Origin of the sequence: Curtobacterium sp. TC1 (genome assembly GCF_019844075.1) — a bacterium.
Lineage (GTDB): Bacteria > Actinomycetota > Actinomycetes > Actinomycetales > Microbacteriaceae > Curtobacterium.
Window position 1 is genome coordinate 976,561 of record NZ_CP081964.1, and the last position, 23,827, is coordinate 1,000,387.

The 23,827-nt window shown below is 71.9% G+C and carries 17 protein-coding genes and 1 tRNA gene; 15 read left to right on the plus strand and 3 right to left on the minus strand.

The features are described from left to right. Positions 1-16 precede the first annotated feature (16 nt). The 5 genes from KZI27_RS05790 to mfd all read left to right on the plus strand — a co-directional run bounded on the left by KZI27_RS05790 (position 17) and on the right by mfd (position 7,742). Positions 17-928 carry a hypothetical protein gene (locus KZI27_RS05790; protein WP_222659842.1) on the plus strand — a complete coding sequence of 304 codons (912 nt, stop codon included), beginning with the start codon at positions 17-19 and terminating at the stop codon, positions 926-928. 310 nt (positions 929-1,238) lie between these two features. Further along, positions 1,239-2,612, plus strand: coding sequence for an RbtT/DalT/CsbX family MFS transporter (locus KZI27_RS05795; protein ID WP_222659844.1), 1,374 nt, complete (start codon positions 1,239-1,241; stop codon positions 2,610-2,612). A 197-nt stretch (positions 2,613-2,809) separates the two neighbouring features. Further along, positions 2,810-3,439 (plus strand): 50S ribosomal protein L25/general stress protein Ctc, encoded by a 630-nt coding sequence (locus KZI27_RS05800; RefSeq protein ID WP_222659846.1) that lies wholly within the window; start codon positions 2,810-2,812, stop codon positions 3,437-3,439. Positions 3,440-3,468: 29 nt separating this feature from the next. Then, complete coding sequence (pth, locus tag KZI27_RS05805; protein WP_222659848.1) at positions 3,469-4,053, plus strand: aminoacyl-tRNA hydrolase; 585 nt, start codon at positions 3,469-3,471, stop codon at positions 4,051-4,053. An 80-nt stretch (positions 4,054-4,133) separates the two neighbouring features. Beyond that, the gene (gene mfd, locus KZI27_RS05810; protein ID WP_222659850.1) at positions 4,134-7,742 is read left to right on the plus strand and encodes a transcription-repair coupling factor; all 3,609 of its coding nucleotides are present in this window, start codon (positions 4,134-4,136) and stop codon (positions 7,740-7,742) included. 82 nt (positions 7,743-7,824) lie between these two features. Here the strand turns inward: mfd and nhaA are convergent, their stop codons facing one another. Next, a complete protein-coding gene (nhaA, locus tag KZI27_RS05815; RefSeq protein ID WP_222659852.1) occupies positions 7,825-9,003 on the minus strand; it encodes a Na+/H+ antiporter NhaA in 1,179 nt (392 codons plus the stop codon). Between the two features lie 90 nt (positions 9,004-9,093). On the opposite strand from nhaA, the gene KZI27_RS05820 reads away from it, so the two are divergent. The 10 genes from KZI27_RS05820 (at position 9,094) to KZI27_RS05865 (ending at position 19,506) form a co-directional block, all read left to right on the plus strand. Continuing rightward, positions 9,094-9,825: a MazG family protein gene (locus tag KZI27_RS05820; RefSeq protein ID WP_222659854.1), complete on the plus strand. Its 732-nt coding sequence runs from the start codon at positions 9,094-9,096 to the stop codon at positions 9,823-9,825. A gap of 271 nt (positions 9,826-10,096) precedes the next feature. Continuing rightward, positions 10,097-11,341: a histidine--tRNA ligase gene (gene hisS, locus KZI27_RS05825; RefSeq protein ID WP_222659856.1), complete on the plus strand. Its 1,245-nt coding sequence runs from the start codon at positions 10,097-10,099 to the stop codon at positions 11,339-11,341. Positions 11,342-11,437: 96 nt separating this feature from the next. Continuing rightward, entirely contained in the window at positions 11,438-12,721 is a 1,284-nt protein-coding gene (gene eno / locus KZI27_RS05830) for a phosphopyruvate hydratase (protein WP_123313266.1), read from the plus strand. Between the two features lie 153 nt (positions 12,722-12,874). Next, a complete protein-coding gene (locus KZI27_RS05835) occupies positions 12,875-13,408 on the plus strand; it encodes an FtsB family cell division protein (RefSeq protein WP_222659858.1) in 534 nt (177 codons plus the stop codon). A gap of 64 nt (positions 13,409-13,472) precedes the next feature. Beyond that, positions 13,473-14,021 carry a DUF501 domain-containing protein gene (locus KZI27_RS05840; protein WP_222659860.1) on the plus strand — a complete coding sequence of 183 codons (549 nt, stop codon included), beginning with the start codon at positions 13,473-13,475 and terminating at the stop codon, positions 14,019-14,021. A gap of 38 nt (positions 14,022-14,059) precedes the next feature. Then, on the plus strand, positions 14,060-15,535 hold the full coding sequence (locus tag KZI27_RS05845) for an NAD(P)/FAD-dependent oxidoreductase (protein ID WP_222659862.1): 1,476 nt from the start codon (positions 14,060-14,062) through the stop codon (positions 15,533-15,535). An 84-nt stretch (positions 15,536-15,619) separates the two neighbouring features. After that, positions 15,620-15,693: transfer RNA gene (locus KZI27_RS05850), tRNA-Leu, on the plus strand. 117 nt (positions 15,694-15,810) lie between these two features. Then, positions 15,811-17,322: a hypothetical protein gene (locus KZI27_RS05855; RefSeq protein WP_222659864.1), complete on the plus strand. Its 1,512-nt coding sequence runs from the start codon at positions 15,811-15,813 to the stop codon at positions 17,320-17,322. Between the two features lie 173 nt (positions 17,323-17,495). Further along, positions 17,496-18,155, plus strand: a complete 660-nt coding sequence (locus KZI27_RS05860) for a class F sortase (RefSeq protein ID WP_222659865.1) — start codon at positions 17,496-17,498, stop codon at positions 18,153-18,155. Positions 18,156-18,165: 10 nt separating this feature from the next. Then, on the plus strand, positions 18,166-19,506 hold the full coding sequence (locus tag KZI27_RS05865; RefSeq protein WP_222659867.1) for a threonine/serine exporter family protein: 1,341 nt from the start codon (positions 18,166-18,168) through the stop codon (positions 19,504-19,506). 67 nt (positions 19,507-19,573) lie between these two features. Here the strand turns inward: KZI27_RS05865 and KZI27_RS05870 are convergent, their stop codons facing one another. Together KZI27_RS05870 and KZI27_RS05875 are read right to left on the minus strand one after the other, a co-directional pair. Then, positions 19,574-21,274: a class I adenylate-forming enzyme family protein gene (locus KZI27_RS05870; protein ID WP_222659869.1), complete on the minus strand. Its 1,701-nt coding sequence runs from the start codon at positions 21,272-21,274 to the stop codon at positions 19,574-19,576. A 92-nt stretch (positions 21,275-21,366) separates the two neighbouring features. Then, complete coding sequence (locus KZI27_RS05875; protein WP_222659871.1) at positions 21,367-23,739, minus strand: Ig-like domain-containing protein; 2,373 nt, start codon at positions 23,737-23,739, stop codon at positions 21,367-21,369. Positions 23,740-23,827: the final 88 nt, after the last annotated feature.

The window sequence follows — 23,827 nt, forward strand, 5'->3', positions numbered from 1 at the left end:
CGGGCAAGCTGGGGGCATGGAGTTCGCAGACGTCGCCAGGGAGCTGCTGCTCGTCGCACCCGGGGACTTCGTCGCGGAGCGCACGGCTCGCCAGCGCGCGGTGCGGCAGGACGACCGCGACCTGGCGGCGGCGATCGGGAAGCTCCGGAAGCCGGCACCGGCAGCGTGGGTCGTGGACCTGCTCGCGCACGACGGCGCCCTCGACGACGCGGTCGACCTCGGACCAGCCCTCCGCAAGGCCCAGGCCGACGCCGACCCCGGAGCGATCCGGACACTCCGACAGCAACGCTCCGAGGTGATCGAGGCTCTGGCGCAGGCCGGGGCCGATCTCGCCTCGGACGCCGGACACTCCGCGACGTCGGCCGTGCTCGACCAGGTGCGCGCGACGATCGAGGCCGCGATGGCCGACCCGCACGCCGGAGCCGCCGTGCGCTCGGGGCTGCTCGTGACGCCCTTGGAGAGCGTGGGGTTCGACGCGGTCGACCTGGACGGGGCGCTCGCGGATCCGGACGCGGTGCCCGACGCCTGGTCCGGCAGCGATGCCCCACCCATCCCGATCACCCGGGCGAGGGGCGCGCGGAAGGCGAGCCGTGCCTCCCGGTCGACGGAGACGGAACCCCAGGACGAACCGCAGCCGGACGCCCAGCCCGAGCCGGAGCGTGACCCGGCCGCTGAGCGGAAAGCCGCACGCCAGGCGGAGACCGCAGCCCGGAGCGAGTCGCGCGACGCCGATGCGGCGCTCGACGCCGCGGAGGCGGACCTCGAGCAGGCCGAGGAGCGCCGGGCCGACCTGCAGCGCGAACTCGACCGGGCCACCGCGGAGACCGAGGCCCTCGAACGTGCTCGTGACGCCGCCGAGGCCGCGAGCAACGACGCCCGCGAGCTGCTGGCGGCCGCGCAGGAGCACCGGCGCACCCTCGGTCGCTGACTCCAGTACGCCGGGAACGCCCTCCGCGCACGCTCTGCTGCCCGGATCGTTACACAACAGTTGTCGTTCTTGACGAGGGGCGTTGGAGCGGTCTAATCTCGGGCACCATGCTTCGGGCCGGCGATGGTCCGCCGGGAGCCGTCTCCGCATCAGCACGGGGCGTCCCGGGTACAGGACTCGCATCATCGCCGACGCCCCGACCGCCCGCAGCCACTGCGCGGGTGGTCGGGAGCGTGGCGCGCGGCGCACCCCGGAGACATGCCGCGATGCCGGGTCGAGCACTCCGGGGCCCCTCCAGGAGAGACGACACATGTCGGAACCCCGCACCGAACGCACCACGACCCTGACCCCGCCGAACGGCGTCGCGACCGCACCACCTGGCTCCACGCCACCGGCACCCGCCGTGGCGCGCGAGGGCCTCATCGCCCGCCTCGGCATCCCGCACCCGCTGCGGTGGGGCTTCCTCGGCGTCCTCGTCTTCATGACGGGCGACGGCATCGAGTCGAACTTCATCGCTCCGCACATCGCCGCGGCGCTCGGCTCCGGTGGCACGGACAGTGCAGCGATGGTCATCGGCATCTACGGCGTCGCGGTCCTGGTGGCGTCGTACTTCGCCGGTGTGCTCTCCGAGCTGTGGGGGCCCCGCCGCGTCATGACGATCGGCGCCGTCCTGTGGGTGGTGTTCCAGGTCGCGTTCCTCGCGGCACTGCCCACCGGGTCGGTCGGACTCATCGCCCTGACGTACTTCCTGCGCGGACTCGGGTTCCCGCTGTTCGCCTTCTCGTTCCTCTGCTGGGTGAACCACACCGTCGCACGTGAGCGGAACGCCACCGCCGTCGGCTGGTTCTACGTCGTCTTCACCGGTGGCCTGCCGACGCTCGGCTCGCTCATCGCGATCGGCAGCATCCCCGCGTTCGGCGGCGGCCACACGGGGGAGACGTGGTCGATGGCCCTGTCACTCGTGCTGGTCGTGGCCGGCTGGGTGATCGTCCGGTTCGGTGTCCACGAGCCCACCGGACTCGGCCGCATCGCTCCGCGCTCGCACTCCGCCGCTCGGGTCATCGCCAGCGGCATCGAGGTCTGCATCACACGGCCCAAGGTCCTGCTCGCCGTCCTGATCCGGCTCGTCAACACGGCGCCCGAGTTCGGCATGTTCGTGATCATGCCGGCGATCATCGGCACCGAGCTCGGGTGGGGCCAGTCGAAGTGGCTGACGATGACGGTGATCGTCTACGCCGGCAACATCCTGTTCAACGCCTTCTTCGGCGCCCTCGGCGACCGCATCGGCTGGATCCGCACCGTCAAGTGGTTCGGCATCGGCGCCTCGGCGATCGGACTGCTGGCCTGGTGGTACGTCCCGCACCTGGTGCCCGCCGGTTCCGAGTGGGGCTTCTGGCTCGCCACCGCCGCTGGGACGGTCTTCGGCATCATGCTCGCCGGGTTCACGCCGATGGGTGCGATCGTCCCCGCCTTCGCCGGCGAGGAGCGCCGCGGCGCCGCGATGGCCATGTACGCGACGGCGGCCGGCGGTGCGACCTTCCTCGGCAACGCCGTGGTCAGCGCCGTCCTGCCGTGGGGTGGGCCCGGCGGCGTGGTCTGGACGTTCGTCGGGCTCTACGTCCTCGCCTTCGTGGTGCTCTCGTTCCTCAGGGTGCCGAAGGAAGCGGTGGCCGCCGGGCACTGAGGCACGACACGCCCGGCGGGTGCTGGTAGAGTCGGTGATTGACTTCGGCGAGGGCCGCGACAGCGGCCGTGATCGACGCGGTGGGAGACCCGGCCCAGCAGGGAACGTTCCTCACGCGTGCACGCGTTCGAGTTGCAACACCACAGACCCCCACGATGCCGGACCGCCGGTGTCGACCCCCGAGACCAGGAGGCACCATGGCCGACTACACGAAGCTCGCAGCGGACGTCCGCACCAAGTTCGGCAAGGGTGCAGCGCGCAAGCTCCGCGCCGCCGACAAGATCCCCGCGGTCGTCTACGGCCACGGCACCGAGCCGAAGCACATCTCGCTGCCCGGTCACGAGACCATGCTGCTCGTCCGTACCGCCAACGCGGTCGTCGACCTCGACATCGAGGGTGCTGCCCAGCTCGCCCTCGTCAAGGACGTCCAGCGTGACCCGGTGCGCCAGATCATCGAGCACATCGACCTCGTGGTCCTCCGCCGTGGCGAGAAGGTCACGGTCGACGTGCCCGTCGTCGTCGAGGGCGAGTCCTTCTCCGGCACGATCCACGTGCAGGACCTGAACACCGTCTCCCTGCTGGTCCTCGCGACCGACATCCCGGAGCACGTCGTCGTCGACGTCGAGGGCCTCGAGGACGGCAAGCAGATCGTCGCGTCCGAGCTGACCCTCCCTGAGGGCGCCGAGCTCGAGACCGACCCCGAGGCACTCGTCGTGCAGATCGTCACCCCGCGTGGCACCGCCGACGACGACGCTGCGGACGAGGCCTCGGCCGAGGCCGGCGCCGAAGCCGGTGCCGAGGGCGGCTCCGAGCCCGTCTCCGAGTAACACCCCTTCGAAGGCATCTGGTCGACGCTGTGGCGGATCGAACACTGGTCGTGGTCGGACTCGGGAACCCCGGGCCCGACTACGCCGGCAACCGCCACAACGTCGGCCAGATGGTCCTCGACGAACTCGCGTCCCGCATGGGCGCGACGTTCAAGAAGCACAAGACGCCGAACCAGGTCGCCGAAGGGCGCCTGGTGCCCGGCGGCCCGCGGTTCGTGCTGGCGAAGCCCGGCTCGTTCATGAACACGTCGGGCGGCCCGGTGTCGTCGGTGCTCGGGTTCTACAGCGCCACCCCGGCCGACCTGGTCGTCGTGCACGACGAACTCGACCTGCCGTTCGACACCGTCCGGCTCAAGGGCAGCGGTGGGCACGGCGGCCACAACGGCCTCCGCGACATCATCAAGGCGACCGGCACGAACGAGTTCTCGCGCGTGCGGGTCGGCATCGGTCGCCCGCCCGGCCGTCAGGACCCGGCCGACTACGTGCTGCGTGACTTCTCCGCAGCCGAGAAGAAGTCGCTGCCGATCCTGCTGGCCGACGCCGCGGACGCGGTCGAGGCGATCGCCGAGCTCGGGCTCGTCGCCGCGCAGCAGCGCGTGCACGCGCCGTCCTGACGGCACCGGCCGATCCCGGCCGTGTTCGCCCGTCGCGCACCACGCGGGCGGTGTCGGTGGGGGCCGGTACCATCTCCTGAGTGACGATCTCGGGCATCATCCCTGCGCTCTCGCGCGCCTCCGCGTTCGATCGCGTGCTCCGTGCCGCGCCTCGTGACGCCGACTTCTCGGTCGTCGACGGCCTGCGGGTCCCGCTGCTCGGGGCGCTGATCGCCGAACGGAACGGCCCGCAGTGCGTGCTCGTCATCACGGCGACCGGGCGTGAGGCCGAATCCGTCCGCGACGCCCTCGGCAGCTACGTCCCCGACGCCGACGTCCTCGAGTTCCCGGCGTGGGAGACCCTGCCGCACGAACGCCTCAGCCCGAGTGCGCAGACCGTCGGCACCCGGATCGCGACCCTGCGGCGACTCGCGTCGTGGTCCGCCGCCGACGTCGCCGACCGCCGCACCACCATCGTGGTGGCGAGCGTCCGCGCCGCCCTGCAGCCGATCGCGGCCAACCTGACCTCGCTCGCACCCGTCCTGCTCCGGACCGACTCGCGCGGCAACGACCTGGCAGCGATCGCCGCGAAGCTCGTCGACATGGCATACGCCCGGGTCGACCTCGTCACCCGGCGTGGTGAGTTCGCGGTGCGCGGCGGCATCCTCGACGTCTTCCCGCCCACGGCCGACCACCCCGTCCGCGTCGACTTCTTCGGCGACGAGATCGAGGCGATCAAGGCGTTCTCCGTCGCCGATCAGCGCACCACCGAGGACGACCTCGGCTCGGTCGAGCTCACCGCCTCGCGCGAACTCCTCCTCAGCGACGACGTCCGGCAGCGGGCGCGCGAGATGCTCCACGAGTTCCCCAACCTGTCGCAGATGCTCGCGAAGATCGCCGAGGGGATCCCGGTCGAGGGCATGGAGTCCCTCGCCCCGGCGCTCGTGCAGGACCTCGTGCCGATGACGTCGTACCTGCCCGAGACCGCCACCATCGCGGTGTTCTCGCCCGAGCGGGTGAACGGCCGCGCCAACAGCCTGGCCGAGACGAACACCGAGTTCCTGCAGGCCGCCTGGAGCGCCGCGGTCGCCGGGGCGCAGGCACCCATCGACCTCGACGCCGGCAACTTCCTGACGGTGCAGCAGCTCAAGAACACCCGTGGGCAGCGCACCTGGTGGACGGTGTCGCCGTTCGACTCCGGGCTCGACGAAGGCGACACCGCGCGCGTGCTCACCGACGCCGAGGCGGCAGCCGAGGCCGGGGAGTACATCCGCGTCCGCGCCGAGGCGGTGCCGAGCTTCGCGGGCAGTGCCGACGGCGCGATCGCGCACGTCAAGGCGCTCACCGATGACGGGTGGGCGGTCGTGGTGACCGCCCAGGGCCAGGGACTGGTCGAACGGGCGGTGCAGGTCCTCGCCGACGCCGGCGTCGCAGCCCGTGCCGAAGCCCTGCCCGCGCCTCCCGAGCCGGGTGTCGCCATCGTCACGACCGCCACCGTCGAGCACGGCTTCGCCATCCCGGATCCGCGCATCGTCGTCCTCAGCGAGGCGGAGTTCTACGGCCGGAGCGTCCAGCAGGGCGCGCGCACCGTCAAGAAGCTGGCGAGCCGCCGCAAGAACGTGGTCGACCCGCTGCAGCTCAAGCCGGGCGACGTCGTCGTGCACGCGACGCACGGCATCGGCAAGTTCGTCGAGCTCGTCAGCCGCGAGGTCTCCAGCGGCGGCCGCAACGCGGTGAAGACGCAGCGCGAGTACCTCGTGCTCGAGTACGCGCCGTCGAAGCGGAACTACCCGGGCGACAAGCTCTTCGTGCCGACCGACCAGCTCGACCAGCTGTCGCGGTACGTCGGTGGCGAGTCCCCGACCCTGTCGAAGATGGGCGGCTCGGACTGGTCGGCCGCCAAGTCGAAGGCCCGCAAGGCCGTCCGCGACATCGCCGTCGACCTGGTCAAGCTGTACTCGGCGCGGATGGCGTCGAAGGGGCACGCCTTCGGGCCGGACACCCCGTGGCAGCGCGAGCTGGAAGAGGCCTTCCCGTTCGCCGAGACCGCCGACCAGCTCACCACGATCGACGAGATCAAGCGCGACATGGAGCGGCCGATCCCGATGGACCGCCTGCTCTCCGGCGACGTCGGCTACGGCAAGACCGAGGTCGCGATCCGCGCCGCGTTCAAGGCGGTGCAGGACGGCAAGCAGGTCGTCATGCTCGTGCCGACGACGCTGCTCGTCCGCCAGCACATGGAGACGTTCCAGGAGCGCTTCGCCGGGTTCCCCGTGCACCTGCGCGCCCTGAGCCGGTTCCAGTCCGAGAAGGAATCCAAGGAGACCATCGCCGGGCTCGCCGACGGGACCGTCGACATCGTCATCGCGACCCACCGGATCCTGTCGCAGGGCATCACCTTCAAGGACGTCGGCCTCGTCATCATCGACGAGGAACAGCGGTTCGGCGTCGAGCACAAGGACCAGCTCAAGAAGTTCAAGACGAACGTCGACGTCCTGGCGATGTCGGCGACCCCGATCCCGCGGTCGCTCGAGATGGCCGTCACCGGCATCCGCGAGATGTCGACCCTGGCCACGCCACCAGAGGACCGCCACCCCATCCTGACCTTCGTCGGGCCGCAGTCCGACCTGCAGGTGGCCGCCGCGATCCGCCGCGAACTCCTGCGTGAGGGGCAGGTGTTCTACGTGCACAACCGCGTGAAGGACATCCAGGGCGTCGCCGCGCACCTGGCCGAGATCGTTCCGGACGCCCGCATCGCCGTGGCACACGGGCAGATGTCCGAGAGCACCCTCGAGCAGGTCATGGTCGACTTCTGGGAGCGTCGGTTCGACGTCCTCGTGTCGACGACGATCATCGAGACCGGGCTCGACATCGCGAACGCGAACACGCTCATCATCGACAAGGCCGACAAGTACGGGCTGTCCCAGCTCCACCAGCTGCGCGGTCGTGTCGGCCGTGGGCGGGAGCGCGGGTACGCGTACTTCCTGTACGACTCCGAGAAGCCCCTGTCCGAGACCGCGCAGGACCGCCTCGAGACGATCGCGGCGAACAACGAGCTCGGCGCGGGCATGCAGGTCGCCATGAAGGACCTCGAGATCCGTGGTGCCGGCAACCTGCTCGGTGGCGAGCAGTCCGGGCACATCGCGGGCGTCGGGTTCGACCTGTACCTCCGGATGATCGGCGAGGCCGTCTCGCAGTTCCGCGGCGACGTGGCCGAGGGGCAGACCGAGCTGCGGCTCGAGATCCCGGTCGACGCGCACATCCCCGAGGACTACGTCGAGTCCGAGCGGCTCCGGCTCGAGGCGTACCAGAAGCTGTCAGCGGCCTCGGCCCCGACGGCGCAGCAGGACGCCATCGACATGGTGCTCGACGAGCTCACCGACCGGTACGGGCAGCCGCCGCAGCCCGTGCAGACGCTGGTCGAGGTCTCCCGGCTCCGTCGCATGGCGCAGCAGGTCGGCCTGTCCGACGTGGTCGTCATGGGGTCGAACCTGCGCGTCGCGGGCAAGGAGCTCGCCGACTCGTCGCAGGTGCGGCTCAAGCGGATGTTCCCGGGCGCGAAGTGGTTCCCGCAGCAGAACGCGGCGAGCATCCCGATGCCGCGGCCGCACGACCAGGCGCTGCCGGACGACGCCCTGATCCGGTGGGTCGAGAGCATCCTGACCGCGGTCTACGGCGCGACGACGCCGGCGGAGGCGCCGGCCGCGTAAGGGGCGGCGATCTCCGACCCGGAACGACGTTCTCGATGTCGTACGACAACGAGGACGTCGTTCCGAGTCGGACCGCAGCCCGCTACTCGGTGTCCTCGGCCTCGGACAGCTCGCGGCGCGCACGGTACGCCCGTGCCCGCAGCGTGACGACGACCGCCGACGCGACGATGGCGATGCCGGACCCGACGAGCACGGCGAGTACGCCCTCGTCGAGGACCTCCTCGTTGCGGGCGAACGCGAGCTCGTTCATGAGCAGCGAGACGGTGAACCCGATCCCACCGAGCACCCCGACGGTGGCGATCGAGAAGAACGACAGCGACGAGCGGCCGGGCGAGCGGAAGATCCGCGTGGCGACGACGCCGAACAGCGTGATGCCGATGACCTTGCCGACGGGCAGCGCGATGACGACCGCCCAGAACGTGGGGGAGAGCTCGCTGATGCCGACCGAGGGGATGACGACCGCGGCCGAGACGAACGCGAACACCGGCAGCACGATCGCGTTCGACCACGGCTCGACGTGCTCGTGCAGGGTGTGGCCCGGTCGGCGGGGCAGCACGAGCCCGAGCGCGACGCCGGCGATCGTCGCGTGCACGCCCGAGTGGTGGACGAGCCACCAGGTGACGAGCCCGACCAGGACCATGGCCACGATCAGGAGCGTCTGACCGCGGCGCCCGGGCCGGAGCATCCGACCGAGCACCCAGAACACCGCGAGCGCGACGACCGCACCGCCGAGGGCCGCGAAGTCGGTGTCGTGCGCGAACACGACGGCGATGATGATGATCGCGATGAGGTCGTCGAGCACCGCGAGCGCGAGCAGGAACACCCGGATGCCGCTCGGCAGCCCACGACCGAACATCGCAAGGACACCGAGCGCGAACGCGATGTCGGTCGCCGTCGGGATCGGCCAGCCGTGCGTGTACGGGGTACCGGCGGTCACCAGCAGGAAGACGCCGGCCGGCACGAGCACGCCGCCGACCGCCGCGATCGCCGGCACGATCGCGGTCCCCGGGTTCGACAGCTCACCGTCGACGAGTTCCTGCTTCAGCTCGATCGCGACGAGCAGGAAGAAGACCGCGAGCAGTCCGTCGCTGACCCAGTGCGCGATCGACAGGTCGAGCCCGACGGCGCCGAGCGGCAGGTGCGCGTCGAGCAGGCGTTCGAGGCCGGGGCCGACGGGCGAGTTCGCGACGACCAGGCCGAGCACGGCGGCGGTCAGGAGCGCGATGGCGCTGAAGCGGGGCGAGCGGACGAGGGACGACATGGATCTCCGTCTCGAGGGGTCGGGTGAGTGTCCGTCGACCAGACTTCCCGACACACCACGACCAGCATACGTGGGTGAGACGATGGCGCGATGACCGCCGTACCGGACCTCGTCACCGTCGTCGACCGCCTGCTCGCCGAGGACGGGGGCTGCGTCTGGAACCGTGCGCAGACCCACGCCACGCTTGCGCGCTACGCGGTCGAGGAGTCCTACGAACTCGTCGACGCCATCGACGACGGCGACCCGGACGACGTCCGCGAGGAGCTCGGCGACGTCCTGTACCAGGTCGTCCTGCACGCCGGGATCGCCGAACGTGCGGGGGAGTTCACCCTCGAGGACGTCGCCGCCGGGGTCCGCGACAAGATGGTCCGTCGACACCCGCACGTGTTCGGCGACGAGACCGCGGACACCGTCGACGACGTCGTCCGGGTGTGGCGCGCGGCGAAGGCGGCCGAGAAGTCGGCCCGGACGAGCGTGCTGGACGGGGTCCCGCGCGCGATGCCGCCGCTGGAACGGGCCGTCAAGCTGCTGGAGCGCCTGGACGAGCACGGTGCTGCCGACGCGGCCGTCGCGTCCGTCGTGGCCGCCGACCGGGAGGCCCGTGACCCGTCCGCCACGCCCGCTGCGGCATCCGGAACGGAGACCGCTCGGGCATCGGTCGGGTCTCCGGCGCCGGCCGACGGGGCCGGGGCGGTGGACCCCACGTGGGGGATCGCGATGCTCGAGGAGATCACGAGGGCGGTGCACGACGGCATCGACCCGGTCGCGAGTCTCCGCGCCGCGGTCGCTGCGCTCGAGCACGCCGGCCGCGCCGCCGAGTGAGTGCGCGGGAGCTCGGGCGCCGCCTGCGGAAACGGAGAAGGGCGCCCTCCTAACCCGAAAAAGGAGGGCGCCCGTGAGCGGGTGGGCACACCCCCAGGGAGAGGTGTGCACGCAGAACCCGCTCGAGTCGCGGGGCACACTGCAGCACGGTGCCCACGCGATCGGTCCGGAGAGTGGATCAGGCACGCTCCGAACCGAGGTACTGAATGCAGTATGCCAGTAGAGCGCATGCCGCGCAACCCGGCGATGCGCATCTGCCAGACTTGACGCCATGGCGACGACCGTGACGGCACCCCGTGGCATGCGTGACTTCCTCCCCGCGGACAAGGCCCGACGCGAGCACGTGCTCGGTGTCGTCCGCGACGTCTACTCCCGGCACGGGTTCGACGAGATCGAGACCCCGGTGGTCGAGGACGCCGCGCGCCTGCACTCCGGGCTCGGCGGTGACAACGAGAAGCTGGCGTTCGCGGTCATGAAGCGCGGGCTCAGCACCGAGGACCTGCAGACGGCCCAGGCGCCCCTCGACCTCGCCGACCTCGGGCTCCGCTTCGACCTGACCGTGCCGCTCGCCCGGTTCTACGCGTCGCACCGCGCCGAGCTGCCGTCGGTGTTCCGATCGGTGCAGATCGCGCCGGTCTGGCGCGCCGAGCGTCCGCAGAAGGGGCGCTACCGCCAGTTCGTGCAGTGCGACATCGACATCCTCGGGGAGCCCGGGCAGCTGGCCGAGATCGAGCTCATCCGCGCCACGACCGCCGCCCTCGACGCACTCGGCGTGACCGGCACCACGATCCGCATCAACGACCGGCGGATCCTGCTGACCCTGCTGGCGTCGTGGGGCATCGCCGACCCGGCTGCCGCCGACCGCGCGCTCATCACGATCGACAAGCTCGACAAGATCGGTCCGGACGGCGTCGCCGCCGAACTCCGCAGCACCGTCGGGCAGGAGCTGCCGGGGCTCGAGGACACGATCCGCGCGCTCGAGGCCGCGGACTGGACCTCGGTCGAGGGGTCCGCGTGGCTCGACGCCGAGGCGTTCGCCGACCTCTTGCGCCTGCGCGAGGCCCTGCCCGGGGTCGACCTCCGCTTCGACCCGACGCTCGTACGCGGGATGGGCTACTACACCGGCACGATCTTCGAGGTCGCGCACCCCGACTTCGGCTACAGCCTGGGCGGCGGCGGTCGGTACGACGGCATGATCGGCCGGTTCCTCGGCCAGGACGTCCCTGCGGTCGGCTTCTCGCTCGGCTTCGAACGCCTGGTCGACCTCGTGACACTCCCGGAGTCCGCGGAGTCCGACGCCGTGGTGCTCGTCTACGACAAGGACGTCGACCCCGTCCGGCTCGCGGCCCTCAAGACCGAGGCGCTCGGGTCGCACCGACGCGTACGGCTCGAACGGCGCACCAAGAACACGAAGAACCTGCTCGCCGGTCTGGCCGCTCAGGGGTTCTCCGCCTTCGCGACCGTCGGCGCCGACACGACGTCGCTCGAGGGTGTGGAGTTCCGCCCGCTCGACTGAGTCGTCCACACCGGGCGTCACGGTCGACGTCGTGTTCACCTCGGCTCGCTAGGATCGGTCCCGCAAACACCACAACCAATGTGTAGGGAGTACCCCGTGGCCCTGATCGATGCCGTAGGCGCACGCGAAGTCCTCGATTCCCGAGGCAACCCGACGGTCGAGGTCGAGGTCCTCCTCGACGACGGCGTCGTGTCCCGCGCGCTCGTCCCCTCCGGTGCTTCCACCGGCGCGTTCGAGGCGTACGAACTCCGCGACGGCGATGCCTCGCGCTACGGCGGCAAGGGCGTGCTCAAGGCCGTCGACGCCGTCCTCGACGAGATCGGCCCGGCGCTCGAGGGCTTCGACGCCACCGACCAGCGCCTCGTCGACGCCGCGCTCATCGAGCTCGACGGAACCGAGAACAAGTCCCGCCTCGGCGCGAACTCGATCCTCGGCGCCTCGCTCGCCGTGGCCCGTGCCGCTGCCGACTCGGCCGACCTGCCGCTGTTCCGCTACCTCGGCGGCCCGAACGCGCACACGCTGCCCGTCCCGCTGATGAACGTCGTCAACGGTGGCGCCCACGCGGACACCAACGTCGACATCCAGGAGTTCTTCCTCGTGCCCTACGGCGCCGAGTCCTTCTCCGAGGCGCTCCGTTGGGGCGTCGAGACCTACCACGCCCTCAAGGGCGAGCTGAAGAAGCAGGGCCTCGCGACCGGCCTCGGCGACGAGGGCGGCTTCGCGCCGGAGCTCGCATCGAACCGTGCAGCGCTCGACTTCCTGCTGACCGCGATCGAGAAGGCCGGCTACACCCCGGGCAAGGACATCGCCGTCGGCCTCGACGTCGCGTCCACCGAGTTCTTCCACGACGGCAAGTACTCGTTCGAGGGCAAGCAGCTCTCGAGTCAGGAGTTCACCGCGTACTTCGCCGACCTCGTCGCGAACTACCCGCTCGTCACCATCGAGGACCCGCTGGCCGAGGACGACTGGGAGGGCTGGTCGCACCTGACCGCCGAGCTCGGCGACAAGGTCCAGATCGTCGGCGACGACCTGTTCGTCACCAACCCGAAGCGTCTGCAGCGGGGCATCGACGAGAAGGCCGCGAACTCGATCCTGGTGAAGGTCAACCAGATCGGCACGCTCACCGAGACCCTCGACGCGGTGTCGCTCGCGCACCGCCACGGCCTCACCTCCATCCTGTCGCACCGCTCGGGTGAGACCGAGGACACCACGATCGCGGACATCGCGGTCGCGGTCGACGGTGGTCAGATCAAGACCGGTGCACCGGCCCGTTCGGACCGCGTCGCCAAGTACAACCAGCTGCTCCGCATCGAGGAAGAGCTCGGCGACGCCGCGGTGTACGCCGGTCGCTCGGCCTTCCCGCGCGCCGCGTCGCTGTAGCCAGCCGCTCAGCAGTCCCCGTACCACCGAGACGCCGTCCTCCTCCGAGAGGACGGCGTCTCGTCGTGTGCGGACGTCGGCGAGACGCTGAGAGGGCGCCGAACGGCCGCGTGCCGAGCGTGCCCACCACGTCGGTCGGGTTATCGTCGGACCGTGCCCAGCCAGAAGCCCCGCGTCCGCCGCGTCCCCGTGGCGATGCCCGACGGCACCACGTCGGCGCAGCCCTGGTACCGCTCGATCCACTTCTCCGGCTTCAGCCTGCTCATGCTCGCGATCATCGTGCTCTTCGTCGTGGTGCTCGCGCCGTCGCTCCGCACGCTCATCCAGCAGCAGGAGCAGATCGCCCAGCAGCAGCGTGAGGTGGCGAGCCAGAAGGCCGACGTCACGCAGAAGAAGAAGGACGTCGCCCGCTGGGACGACCCCGCCTACATCGAGGCGCAGGCACGCGATCGCCTGCTCTACGTGTACCCGGGCGAGGAGAGCTACCTCGTGATGGGCGCCGAGAACCGCACGACCGAGACCGTGCCGACGACGGATTCCGGTACGCCGGTCAGCACCAAGGTCCAGACGCCGAAGGTGGACTGGGTGCAGGCGATGCTCTCCTCGGTGCTGCAGTCCGGGCTCACCGACGAGACCGCGGCCGACCTCGTGGCCCCGGACGTCTCGGGCACCGGCGAGAGCAAGTAGCGCCCGGCACCCGTCCGGCACGACGGTGCGCGGGGCACCGGGTCTCCGGTAGGCTCACGTTCCCGTGACGACCCCTCCCTTCGACCCGCCCTCCGACCGCGACGTCCAGGTCGTGTCGGCGCAGCTCGGCCGACCGGCACGCGACGTCATCGGGATCGCGGCACGGTGCGTCTGTGGCAACCCCACGGTCGTCTCCACGAAGCCCCGACTGTCGAACGGCACCCCGTTCCCGACGTTCTACTACCTGTGCCACCCCGCGGCCACCGCCGCGGTCAGCACCCTCGAGGCCAACCAGGTGATGCCGGGGCTGGCAGCACTGCTCGAGGACGACACCACTGCGGCCGCGTACCTCGCGGCCCACGAGTCCTACCTGGCCGATCGCGAGTCGATCGAGCACGTCGACGAGATCGTCGGCATCAGCGCCGGTGGCATGCCCACCCGCGTGAAGTGCCTGCACGCCCTCGTCGGTCACGCCCTCGCCGCCGGACCCGGCGTCAACCCCATCGGCGACCTCGCGCTCGAGCGCGCGGACTGGTCGCCCTCCCGGTGTGAGTGCCGGGCGTATGATGACGGTGCAGACGCTGGAGTCGGGGCGGGTGGCGGCGAAGTCTGACTCGACTCCGAAACCCCCATCCAAGGAGATCATCCCCCGTGCCCAAGATCCTCGTCGTCGGCGGCGGTTACGCCGGTTTCTACACCGCATGGAAGCTCGAGAAGCACCTTCGCCAGGGCGAAGCCGAGGTCGTCATGGTGGACCCGCTGCCGTACATGACGTACCAGCCGTTCCTGCCCGAGGTCGCCGCCGGTTCGATCGAGCCGCGTCACGCGGTCGTCTCGCACCGCCGTCACCTCAAGAACACCCGCGTCGTCACCGCGAAGGTCACCAAGGTCGACCACGCGACGAAGACCGCCACGATCACCCCGGCCGAGGGCGAGGCGTGGGAGGAGTCCTACGACCAGATCGTCATGACCGCCGGCGCGGTGTCGCGCACGTTCCCGATCCCGGGTGTCGCGGACGAGGCCATCGGCCTCAAGACGATCGAGGAAGCCGCGGCGATCCGCGACAAGATCCTCACGAACTTCCACAAGGCGGCGAATCTGCCGGCCGGTCCCGAGCGTGACCGCCTGCTGACCGTCGTCGTCGTCGGTGGCGGCTTCGCCGGCATCGAGGTCTTCGCCGAGCTCCGCTCCTTCGTCACCGATCTGCTGAAGAGCTACCCGCAGCTGTCCTTCGACGAAACGCGCTTCCACCTGGTCGAGGCGATGGGCCGCATCATGCCCGAGGTCTCGCTCGAGACCTCGCACTGGGTGCTCAAGAACCTGGCGCAGCGCGGTGCGACCGTGCACCTCGAGACCCAGCTGGCCTCGGCCGTCGGTGGCGTCTGCGAGCTCAAGACGAGCGACGGCGCCATCGAGAAGATCGAGTCCGACCTCATCATCTGGACCGCCGGTGTCATGGCGAACCCGATGGTCAAGGGCACCGACTTCCCGCTCGAGCAGCGCGGTCGCATCCGCGTGCAGCCCGACCTGCGTGTCGTCGACGACAACGGCGTGATCGCGGACGCATGGGCCTGTGGCGACGTCGCAGCCGTGCCGGACCTCACCGGTGGTGGGGTCGGCGGCTTCTGCGTGCCGAACGCCCAGCACGCCGTCCGTCAGGCGAAGCAGCTCGCGAAGAACCTGGTCGCGACGATCCGCGGCGAGGCCACGACCGACTACAAGCACGAGAACCTCGGCGCCGTCGCGGGTCTCGGTCTCGGCATCGGCGTGTTCCAGTCCGGCAAGTTCGCCATGAAGGGCTTCCTGGCGTGGGGCGCGCACCGCGGCTACCACGGCATGGCGATGCCGTCGTGGGAGCGTAAGTGGCGCGTCATCGGCGACTGGGTCGGTGGCTTCTTCCTCGGTCGCGACATCGCGTCGCTCGACGACCGTGAGACCCCGCGCGCTGCGTTCGAGGCGTTCGCGTCCCGTCCGAAGCCCGCAGCCGAGGCCCCGGCAGCCCCGGCCGCCGCTCCGGCTCCGGAAGAGGGCAAGCCCGCCGGCGCCGCTGGCCCGGCGTACGGCGAGCCCGCCGAGGACGTCTCGAACGAGGCCGAGCCCGTGAAGGCCCCGGCCGACGCCAAGTAGTCCCAGCACCAGCACGCCAGAGGCGGTCACCCTTCGGGGTGGCCGCCTCTCGTCGTCGAGGGCATCGGTAGGCTGTTGCGGCCCGCCCCCGTGGCCCAATCGGTAGAGGCACGCGACTTAAAATCGCTGAGTTGTGGGTTCGAGTCCCACCGGGGGTACCGAAGCACGTCTCGCGAGAGCTCCTGCGCACGACCGCGTCCGGGAGAGATAAACTTAGGGTTGCCTAACCTAACTCCTGTCCCTATGCTCAGGGAGTTAGGTAAGGCTACCCAAACTTGGAGACCACCCGAATGCACCTGTCCTCTCCTCGCGCCCGGCGTCTGGCCGCCGGCGCGACCGCCGTCGCCCTCGGCACGACGATCGCCGCGGCCGCCGCGCTCGGCGCCGCCCCCGCGAACGCCGCCTCCGCCGACGTCACCGACGCGTCGCTGTCCTGGAGCCTCAGCAACGAGGCCAACGCCGGCGCCTACTTCGGCGGCTGCAACTTCCTGTCCGCCGGGGTCGCCGGCAACTCGGGAGCCTCGGCTCCGTGGACCGCGACCAACCCGTCGCCTGGCTACGCCGCTTCGGCCGGCAACGTCTCGATCGCCTACCCGACGACCGCGGGCGGCACCTCGACCCCGACCTTCGCCACGAAGTGCCAGACCGGCGACGGCACCACCGTCACCCCGGCGACGAGCACCCGCGGCGTCCTGACCCTGGCCGAGGGTACCGGCACCGTCGACGCCGCAGCCGGCACCGCGGACATCGCGTGGGACGGCGGCTTCACGGTCGCGTTCTACGGTGGCTTGACGTACTGGTCCGCCGAGGACCCGGAACTGCACGTCGCAGCGGACGGCACGGGTGAGCTCACCGCCACGGTCTCGGGCTACGCGGCCTCGCGCGACGGGGGCAGCTGGGCGCCGCTCACCCCGCGCACCGTGCACCTCGCCACCCTCACCGACGTCGACGTCACGAGCACGGGGATCACCGTGAGCCCGGACTGGCAGGGCGTCGAGCCCGCGTCGGCGACGAGCCTGAACAAGACGAACGCCGACTGGGGTTCGTGGCCGGCGGACTTCGTCGACTTCCAGAACGAGACCGGTCAGAGCTCGTACTGGTACACGTCCGGCGCGAACGACGCCGCGGCCAAGAAGCCGCAGCCGATCTCGATCGCCTACACGGCGGCCGAGGCACCCACGCCCGAGCCGACCACCCCGGTGGCGCCGGAGCCGACGACCGAGCCGAGCGAGCCCGGCACGCCGGAGCCGACGACCGAGCCGAGCGAGCCCGGCACGCCGGCGCCCACGACCGGCCCGACCACGGAGCCGACCACCGCCCCGACCACCCCGGCTCCGTCGATCAGCACCGGCGGCACCACCACCTTCACGGTCGGCGACTCGGTGCCGCTGCGCGCCGAGGGCCTGCCGGCAGCGACGGAGTACTCGATCGTCCTGCACAGCGACCCCGTCGTCCTCGGCACCGTGACCACGGACGCCGACGGGGCCTTCGCGACCTCGGTCGTGATCCCCGCGGACACCCCGGCCGGCGCGCACACCGTCGCGGTGGAGTCCTCGGACGGCACCGCCGTGGTCTCGCTCGCCATCACGGTCACCGCTGACGGCACCGTCGTCGTCGACCCGGTCGACACCACCACGGCCGTCACCACCGGCGCAGCCGTGAACACCGGAGGCACCGTCTCCGGCACCTCGGCCCTGCCGTGGATCGGGCTGTCGGCCGTCGGCGTCGTCGCCCTCGGCTCGGTCGCGTTCATCGCGTCCCGCCGCCGCGTCACCCAGCAGGACTGACGCACCGGGATCCGCGAGGCGGTCGACCCCGCCACGCGGATCCCGGCACCCACCTGTCGGACTGGGCCCACGCCGCCGGTTCCGGAGCGACGCGCCAGCGGCGCTCCGGCCGTGCCGGTGGGGGGAGGCGCGCCTCCCGTCCGACACATTCGTCACCACCCCCGGAACGGAAGATGACCGCCCCACGCACCCGACCGCGCACCGCGCTGCTCTGGACGACCGCCGTGCTCGCCGCGGCGACCCTCGTCGTCGGCGTGGTCGGTGTGGTCACGGCGACCACCGGCGCCGCATCGCCGACGGCGATCACCGGCACGTCGCTCGACGGCAAGCAGGTCACGCTCGACCCGGGCGAGTCAGGAACGGCGGCGGCGGCGTCGAACGCAGTCGCCGACACCGGCGCGCAGCTCGTGGTGCCGTCGGTCGGGCTCGACGTGCCGCTCGGCGAACTGGACGCCGTCGACGGGCAGATCACGCCACCGGGGTTCAGCGAGGCCTACCGGGTCCGCAACCTGGGGGTCCCGCTGGCGGACCGCGCGGACGGCACCGTGTTCGTCGTCATGCACTCGCTGCGGAACGGTGCGATCGGCCCCGGCAACCTGCTCATCGACGTCGACGGGCAACGTTCCGAGGTCGCGGTCGGCAGCAGGGTCCGGATCGGCGACGCGCGGTGGACGGTGACCGGTTCCGAGCGGATCACGAAGGCGACCGTGGCCGCCGATGCCGACGTCTGGGCGGACGAGCCCGGCCGACTGCTGCTCATCACGTGCCTGCAGCGTCCGGACGGCGCCGCCTCGGTCGACAACGTGGTCATCGAGGCCACGCTCGATCGCTAACATCGCCTGCGTGGTCGGACTCGGAAGCGCACTCGCGAACCTGCAGAACGCCCTCCGTCGGCCCGAGGCCCACGTCGAGGTCGTCGACGGCGAGACCGTCCCCGTCGGCATGCTCCTCGGCACGCTGGGTGCGCTGCTGCTCGACGCGGGCAGCTCCGTCACCGACGTCCGCTCGGCGCTCGAGAAGGCCCGCGACGCCGCCGGCGTCGGACCGACCCTGGCGATCGGGGTGCTGCCAGCGCTCGTGATGGTGAGCGAGGTCTCGACCGGTGCGGCGACCATCGTGAACGCCGAGGGCGTCGAGCTGTCGTCGCGGCAGGCCGCACGCGCGAACCGGGTCGTGCTCGGGCTGGAGAGCGGTTCCATCGCCCTCGCCGAGATCCCCGCGCGGGTCCGTGCCATCCGCGCCGGTACCGTCCCGCCGCCCGCACTGCCCTGGATCCTCGGCAACGCGCTGACCTCCGCCGGGCTCGCCGTCGTCTTCCGCTGCCCGTGGTGGGCCATCGTCCTCGCGCTCCTGGTGGGCGGGCTCGTCGGGGTCATCGGCCTGCTGCTCCGGCGCTTCCGCGAGGCCGTCGCGATCATCCCGTTCCTGGCGGCCTTCGTGTCGACCGCCATAGTCGGGCTCGTCGCCGCCGGCGCCGGGTTCGAGCAGGTCCCGCTGTTCGCCGTGTGCGCGCCGGTGGCGGTGTTCGTCCCCGGCGCCCTGATCACCAACGCCCTGCTCGAGCTCACCGCCGCCGACATCGTCACCGGGTCCTCGCGGCTCGTCCAGGGGCTCATCATGCTCGGGTTCATGGCCGCGGGCATCGCCTCGGGCAGCGCACTGACCGGGCTGCACGTCGACCCGTCCTCGGCGGCGCTCGTCGGCGAGGTCGCCGGTGTCGGCACGGACCTGGCCGGGTGGGAGTCCGTCCCGTCCTACTGGGTGTCGTGGGTCGCCGTGGTGGTCCTGGCGGTCGGACTCGGCCTGGTGTTCCGGTCGGGCTGGCGGCTGACGCTCGTCTCGGTGGCGGTCATGGTCACCGCCTACGCCCTGGTGAGCGGGACGACGCCGGTGTGGGGCAGCGTCGTCGCGACGGGGGCGACGGCGGCCCTGCTGTTCGTCGCGACGCGGGTGCTCGAGCGGCTCGTGCCGGCGATCCCCGCGACGGTGTCGTTCTTCCCGGCGTTCCTGCTGCTCGTCCCCGGGACGGTCGGGCTGGTGGCGGTGGCGACGTTCGACCCCGAGTCCCTCGCGACACCCCTGGCGACCTTCGTCAGTCTGTGCATCGGGACGAAGATCGGCGGGCTGCTGCCGGGCCTGTTCGCCCGGAACGCGCCGAGCCGCGGGGTGGACGCGACCAGCTGACGGCCCGGAGGCGCGGGGCGGGACCGCCACGGGCCTCCCGTCCGACGCCGCGCACCTGCAGAGCCCGCTACGGCTCGATCAGCCGGCCCGCCGCCTGGTCCTCCGCTGCCGTCGCCTTCGCGAGGTAGTGCACCTTCTTGCCGGTGGCGTTGTACGGCAGTTCGGTGACGAACCGGTAGAGCCGCGGCCGCTTGTAGCGGGCGAGGCCGGGGTGCGACGCGGTCCACTCCTCGAGGGCGGCGGCGGCTTCGACGTCGTCCTCCGGCAGCCGCCCGGGCGCGCGGACGACGTACGCCGTCACGACCTCGCCCCAGCGCTCGTCCGGGACGCCGACCACGATCGCGTCCGCGACGCCCGGGTGCTCCTGCAGCGCGGCCTCGACCTGCACGGGGTGCACGTTCTCGCCGCCGGAGATGACCATGTCGTCCTTGCGGCCGACGATCGTCACCCGTTCGTGCTCGTCCCACGTCGCGAGGTCGCCGGGGTAGAACCAGCCGTTCGCGAACTTCTCGGCCTCGAGCCCCGGGTTGCGGTACGAGTACCCGGACTTGACGGTCCGGACCGCGAACTCACCGATCTCGGAGCCGTCCTTCGGCACGGTGTCGGTCGGGTCGGCCAGGCGGTCCTCGTAGACCCGCACCACCGCGACGTCGTCGTCCGTCGATGCACGTCCGGTGGAGCCGGCGCCGTCGGGGAAGTCCTCGGGACGCAGGAACGTGTTCCAGAAGGTCTCGGTCGTGCCGTAGCCGTTGAAGATCCGCGGGGACAGGAGCTCCTGGAAGCGGAGTGCGGCGGCACGGTCGAGCGGCGCGCCCATCGTGACGATGCCGTGCAACGACGACAGGTCGCGGGGCCGGGCCTCCTGCGCGTCCGCGAGCTGTACCAGGTTCGGGGGTGCGCCGATCAGGAACGTCAGCCGCTCGGACTCGACCAGGTCGAGCACCCGCTCGGCGTCGAAGTGCCGCAGGGTCGTGAGCTCGGCACCGACGTAGAACACCGGGTTCGGGCCGCCCGAGTACAGGCCGCCCCGGTGGAACAGCGGCGACATGTTGAGGGTCTTGTCGAACGGGCTGAGCGGGAAGTGCATCACGACGTCGTGGGCGCTGAGCACCTCGACCAGGCTCGGCAGGGGCACCGGCTTCGGTCGTCCCGTGGTGCCGGAGGTGTAGAGCCGAGTGGTCTCGTCGTAGACGCTGCGCGGCTCGGTGGCGGCCAGCTCGGCGGGCGTGACCGGGTCGGCGGCGAGGAGGGCGGTGAACGCGACGCGCGCGTCGCGTGCGGGCTCGTCGTCGTGCGCGTCTTCGTCGTCGTCGCCGACGACGACGAGGTGGTCGGGACGGTGCGGCGAGGTCTCGAGCGCGCGGGCGATGTCGGCGGTGCGGCTGGCGTCGTGCACCAGCACCACCGGTGCGGAGTCCTCGATGATGAAGGCGACCTCGTCCGGCGCGAGCCGGAAGTTCGTGGGGGAGAACACCGCGCCGATGCGGTGGCACGCCAGGTAGAGCATCGCGAACTCGGGGGAGTTGAACAGCTCGACCATCACGACCGAACCGCGGCCGGCGCCGTGCCGGACGAGCCACCCGCCGATGCGGTCGACGGCGTCGCCGAGCTCCGCGTACGTCCACGATCGACCCGTGTCCGGCTCGCGCAGCGCCGGGCGGCCTGCGAAGCGGTGGGTGTTCCGCGCGAAGCCGTTCGCGTACGTGAAGCTGCCCTCGAACACCTCTCGGAAGCGCGTCGGGTCGTAGTCGGATCGGGTCTCGGTCATCATCGCTCCCTGGGGCGGTCGAGCGGCGCGTCACGCACCGTTCGTCACTGTATCCGCCGCGCGGGGACGGCGGACGGGAGGCCCGGTGCGGGTCAGGCGCGCGCGTCCGGTTGCGTGGTGCGCGCCCAGAACCACGCCCCGATCGCACCCCCCACGCAGGCCGCGCCGACCGCGCCGAGCAGCACCGGCGACACGTGCGTCCCCGACGGGCCTGAGTAGACCGCGGCGGTGAGCGCGACCGCGACGACGGCGAGCGCGACGTACCGGCCGCGTGAGGCCGCGAGGAGCGCGCTGCCGGCGGACCCGGCGAACGGCAGCAGCGTCGCGATGACGGCTCCGACCCCGCCCACGCACAGGGTGATGGCGAACTCCGACGTCAGCGCGTGCCAGAAGCCCCCGCCCGCGGTCAGGCTGTGCAGCACCCAGCCCGAGGCCGCGAGTGCGAGCAGGGCGACCGTCCGCCAGGTCGCACTCCGGGCACCCGCGGCGATCGCCGAGCCGAGGCGCAGCGCGCCGGTGTCCAGGTCGGGGCGACCCGACGGCACGAGCACCACCCCGACGATCAGGGCGGGGGAGAGGTCGGCGGCCCGCGTGATGCCGCACGCGATCAGCGCCGCGAGCACCAGCCACGGGGACACCCGGAAGCCCACGGCGCGGTGGTCGGGTCCGGCCGCCCATCGGGTCACGAGCACCACGGCGGCGGTGAGCACCGTGGTCCCGAGCAGCACGGCGATCGCGAGGCGGACGTAGCGGGCCTCGAGCGAGACGCCCACGCCCAGCAGCGTGCAGAGGGCGGCCACGGTCACCGCGATCGTGATCGACACCCACGTCGGCAGGACGTCGTCCGTTCCCGAGCGGTCCGAACGCGAGCGGTTCCGTCCGAGCAGGCCGGCGAAGGGCGACCGGATGCGACCGCGGGCCGCCGCGGCGACGAGGGCGAGGGGCGCGGCGATGAGCAGGAGGAAGCCCGCGGCGACGGCCGTGGCGATGAGCACGGTCCGCCACGAGAACGCGGCCTGGATCGTCGGCACGGTGCGGTCGTAGGCGGTGGCTGCGGTCCAGTCGCCCGCGGGGCCGGACCAGTCGGTGTGGCCGCCGCCGGGGCCCGCCGCGCCGGGGGCGCTGGTGCCGCTCGTCGCGGTGCCGTCGCCGGGTCCGGCCGACGATCCGGACCCACCGCTGTCGTCGGATCCGCCGCCGTTCCCGTTCGTGCCGGTGCCGCTGCCGGTGCTGGTGCCGTTTCCGTTCTCGTGCCCGCCTGGGGGGCCGGTGTCACCGGGGTGCTGGCCGTCGACGGGCGGGGTCGTGGTGCCGGTGCCGTTCGTGGGTGCGTCCCCGCCGGTACCGGGCGTCCCGGTGGGGGTGCCCGACGTCGACCACACCATGACCCGCACGGCAGCGGACGACCGCGAGTAGTTGCCCGCGGCGTCGTGTTGCGTCGCGGTGAGGTCGTGGCCGCCGGACCGGAGCTGCGACCCGGCGGTCGAACAGGACCAGGACCCGTTCGCAGCCACCTCGGCACGGCAGACCGGTGCTCGGTCGACGTACACGGTCACGTCGGCGCCGGGCTCGCCGGTGCCGCGGACGAGCGTGGCACGCGAACCGACGCGGTCGCCGTCGCCGGGCGCCGTGATCCGCGGAACCGTCGGCGCGGTGCGGTCGACGGTGACCCGCACCGGGGCCGAGGACGCACTGCGCAGGTCGGAGCGGTAGCCGTGCGCCGTGCTCGCGGTCTGCGACGCGGTGACCGTGACGGTGGCGTCGGACCGCAGCGCGAGCGAGGCCACCCATCGACCGTCCGGTCCGACCGGGGCGCTCTGCTGCGACGACGACCCGGAGACCGACAGGAGCACGGTGGACCCGGGGTAGCCGGTACCGGACAGTGCGCCGCTGGTCGGGTGGTCGGACGCGACGGTCGGCGGCACGATGACGTCGGACGCCGGAGCGCTCGCGGACGGCTGGGTCGGGGTCGTGGCGTCACGCACCGTGAAGACCTGCTGGGGGCCCGACCGCACCGTGCCCAGGCAGGCCCACGACCCGTTCGCCTGCACCTGCGCGGAGCACCCGGCCGACCCGGTGGACGCCGGGCCGGTGACGCGGACCACGTGCGCCGGGGTGCCGGTGCCGTGGAACCGGGCGGTGCTGCTCGTGATGTCCCCCGGGTCGGCGATGGTCGGCGCGACGGGTGGTCGCCCGGTGGACGCGGGCGGGGGCGTCGGGGTGCCGGGGCGGCCGCTGCTCGGCGGGCCCACGAGTTCGCCCGGCTGCGGGGTCGCGGTGGTCGCGGCGCTGATGCGCTCGGTGTCCGCGGCGCCGGCGACGGCGAACGCGGGGGCGGCTACGGCTGCCGACAGTGCCGCGGCGAGGAGCGCCGTGGCCGAGGCGAGTGCGACGAACCGGGTACGACGACGAGGGCCGTCGCCCCCGACGGCCCGGTCGTCCACGTTGTCCCCGCGCGTGCTCACCGACTCCATCCCACGTGATGTGGGCCGCCGGGTCAATACGCCTCGCGGATGATGTCGGGCATCCGGTCCGGTTCGTCCGTCAGTCCGA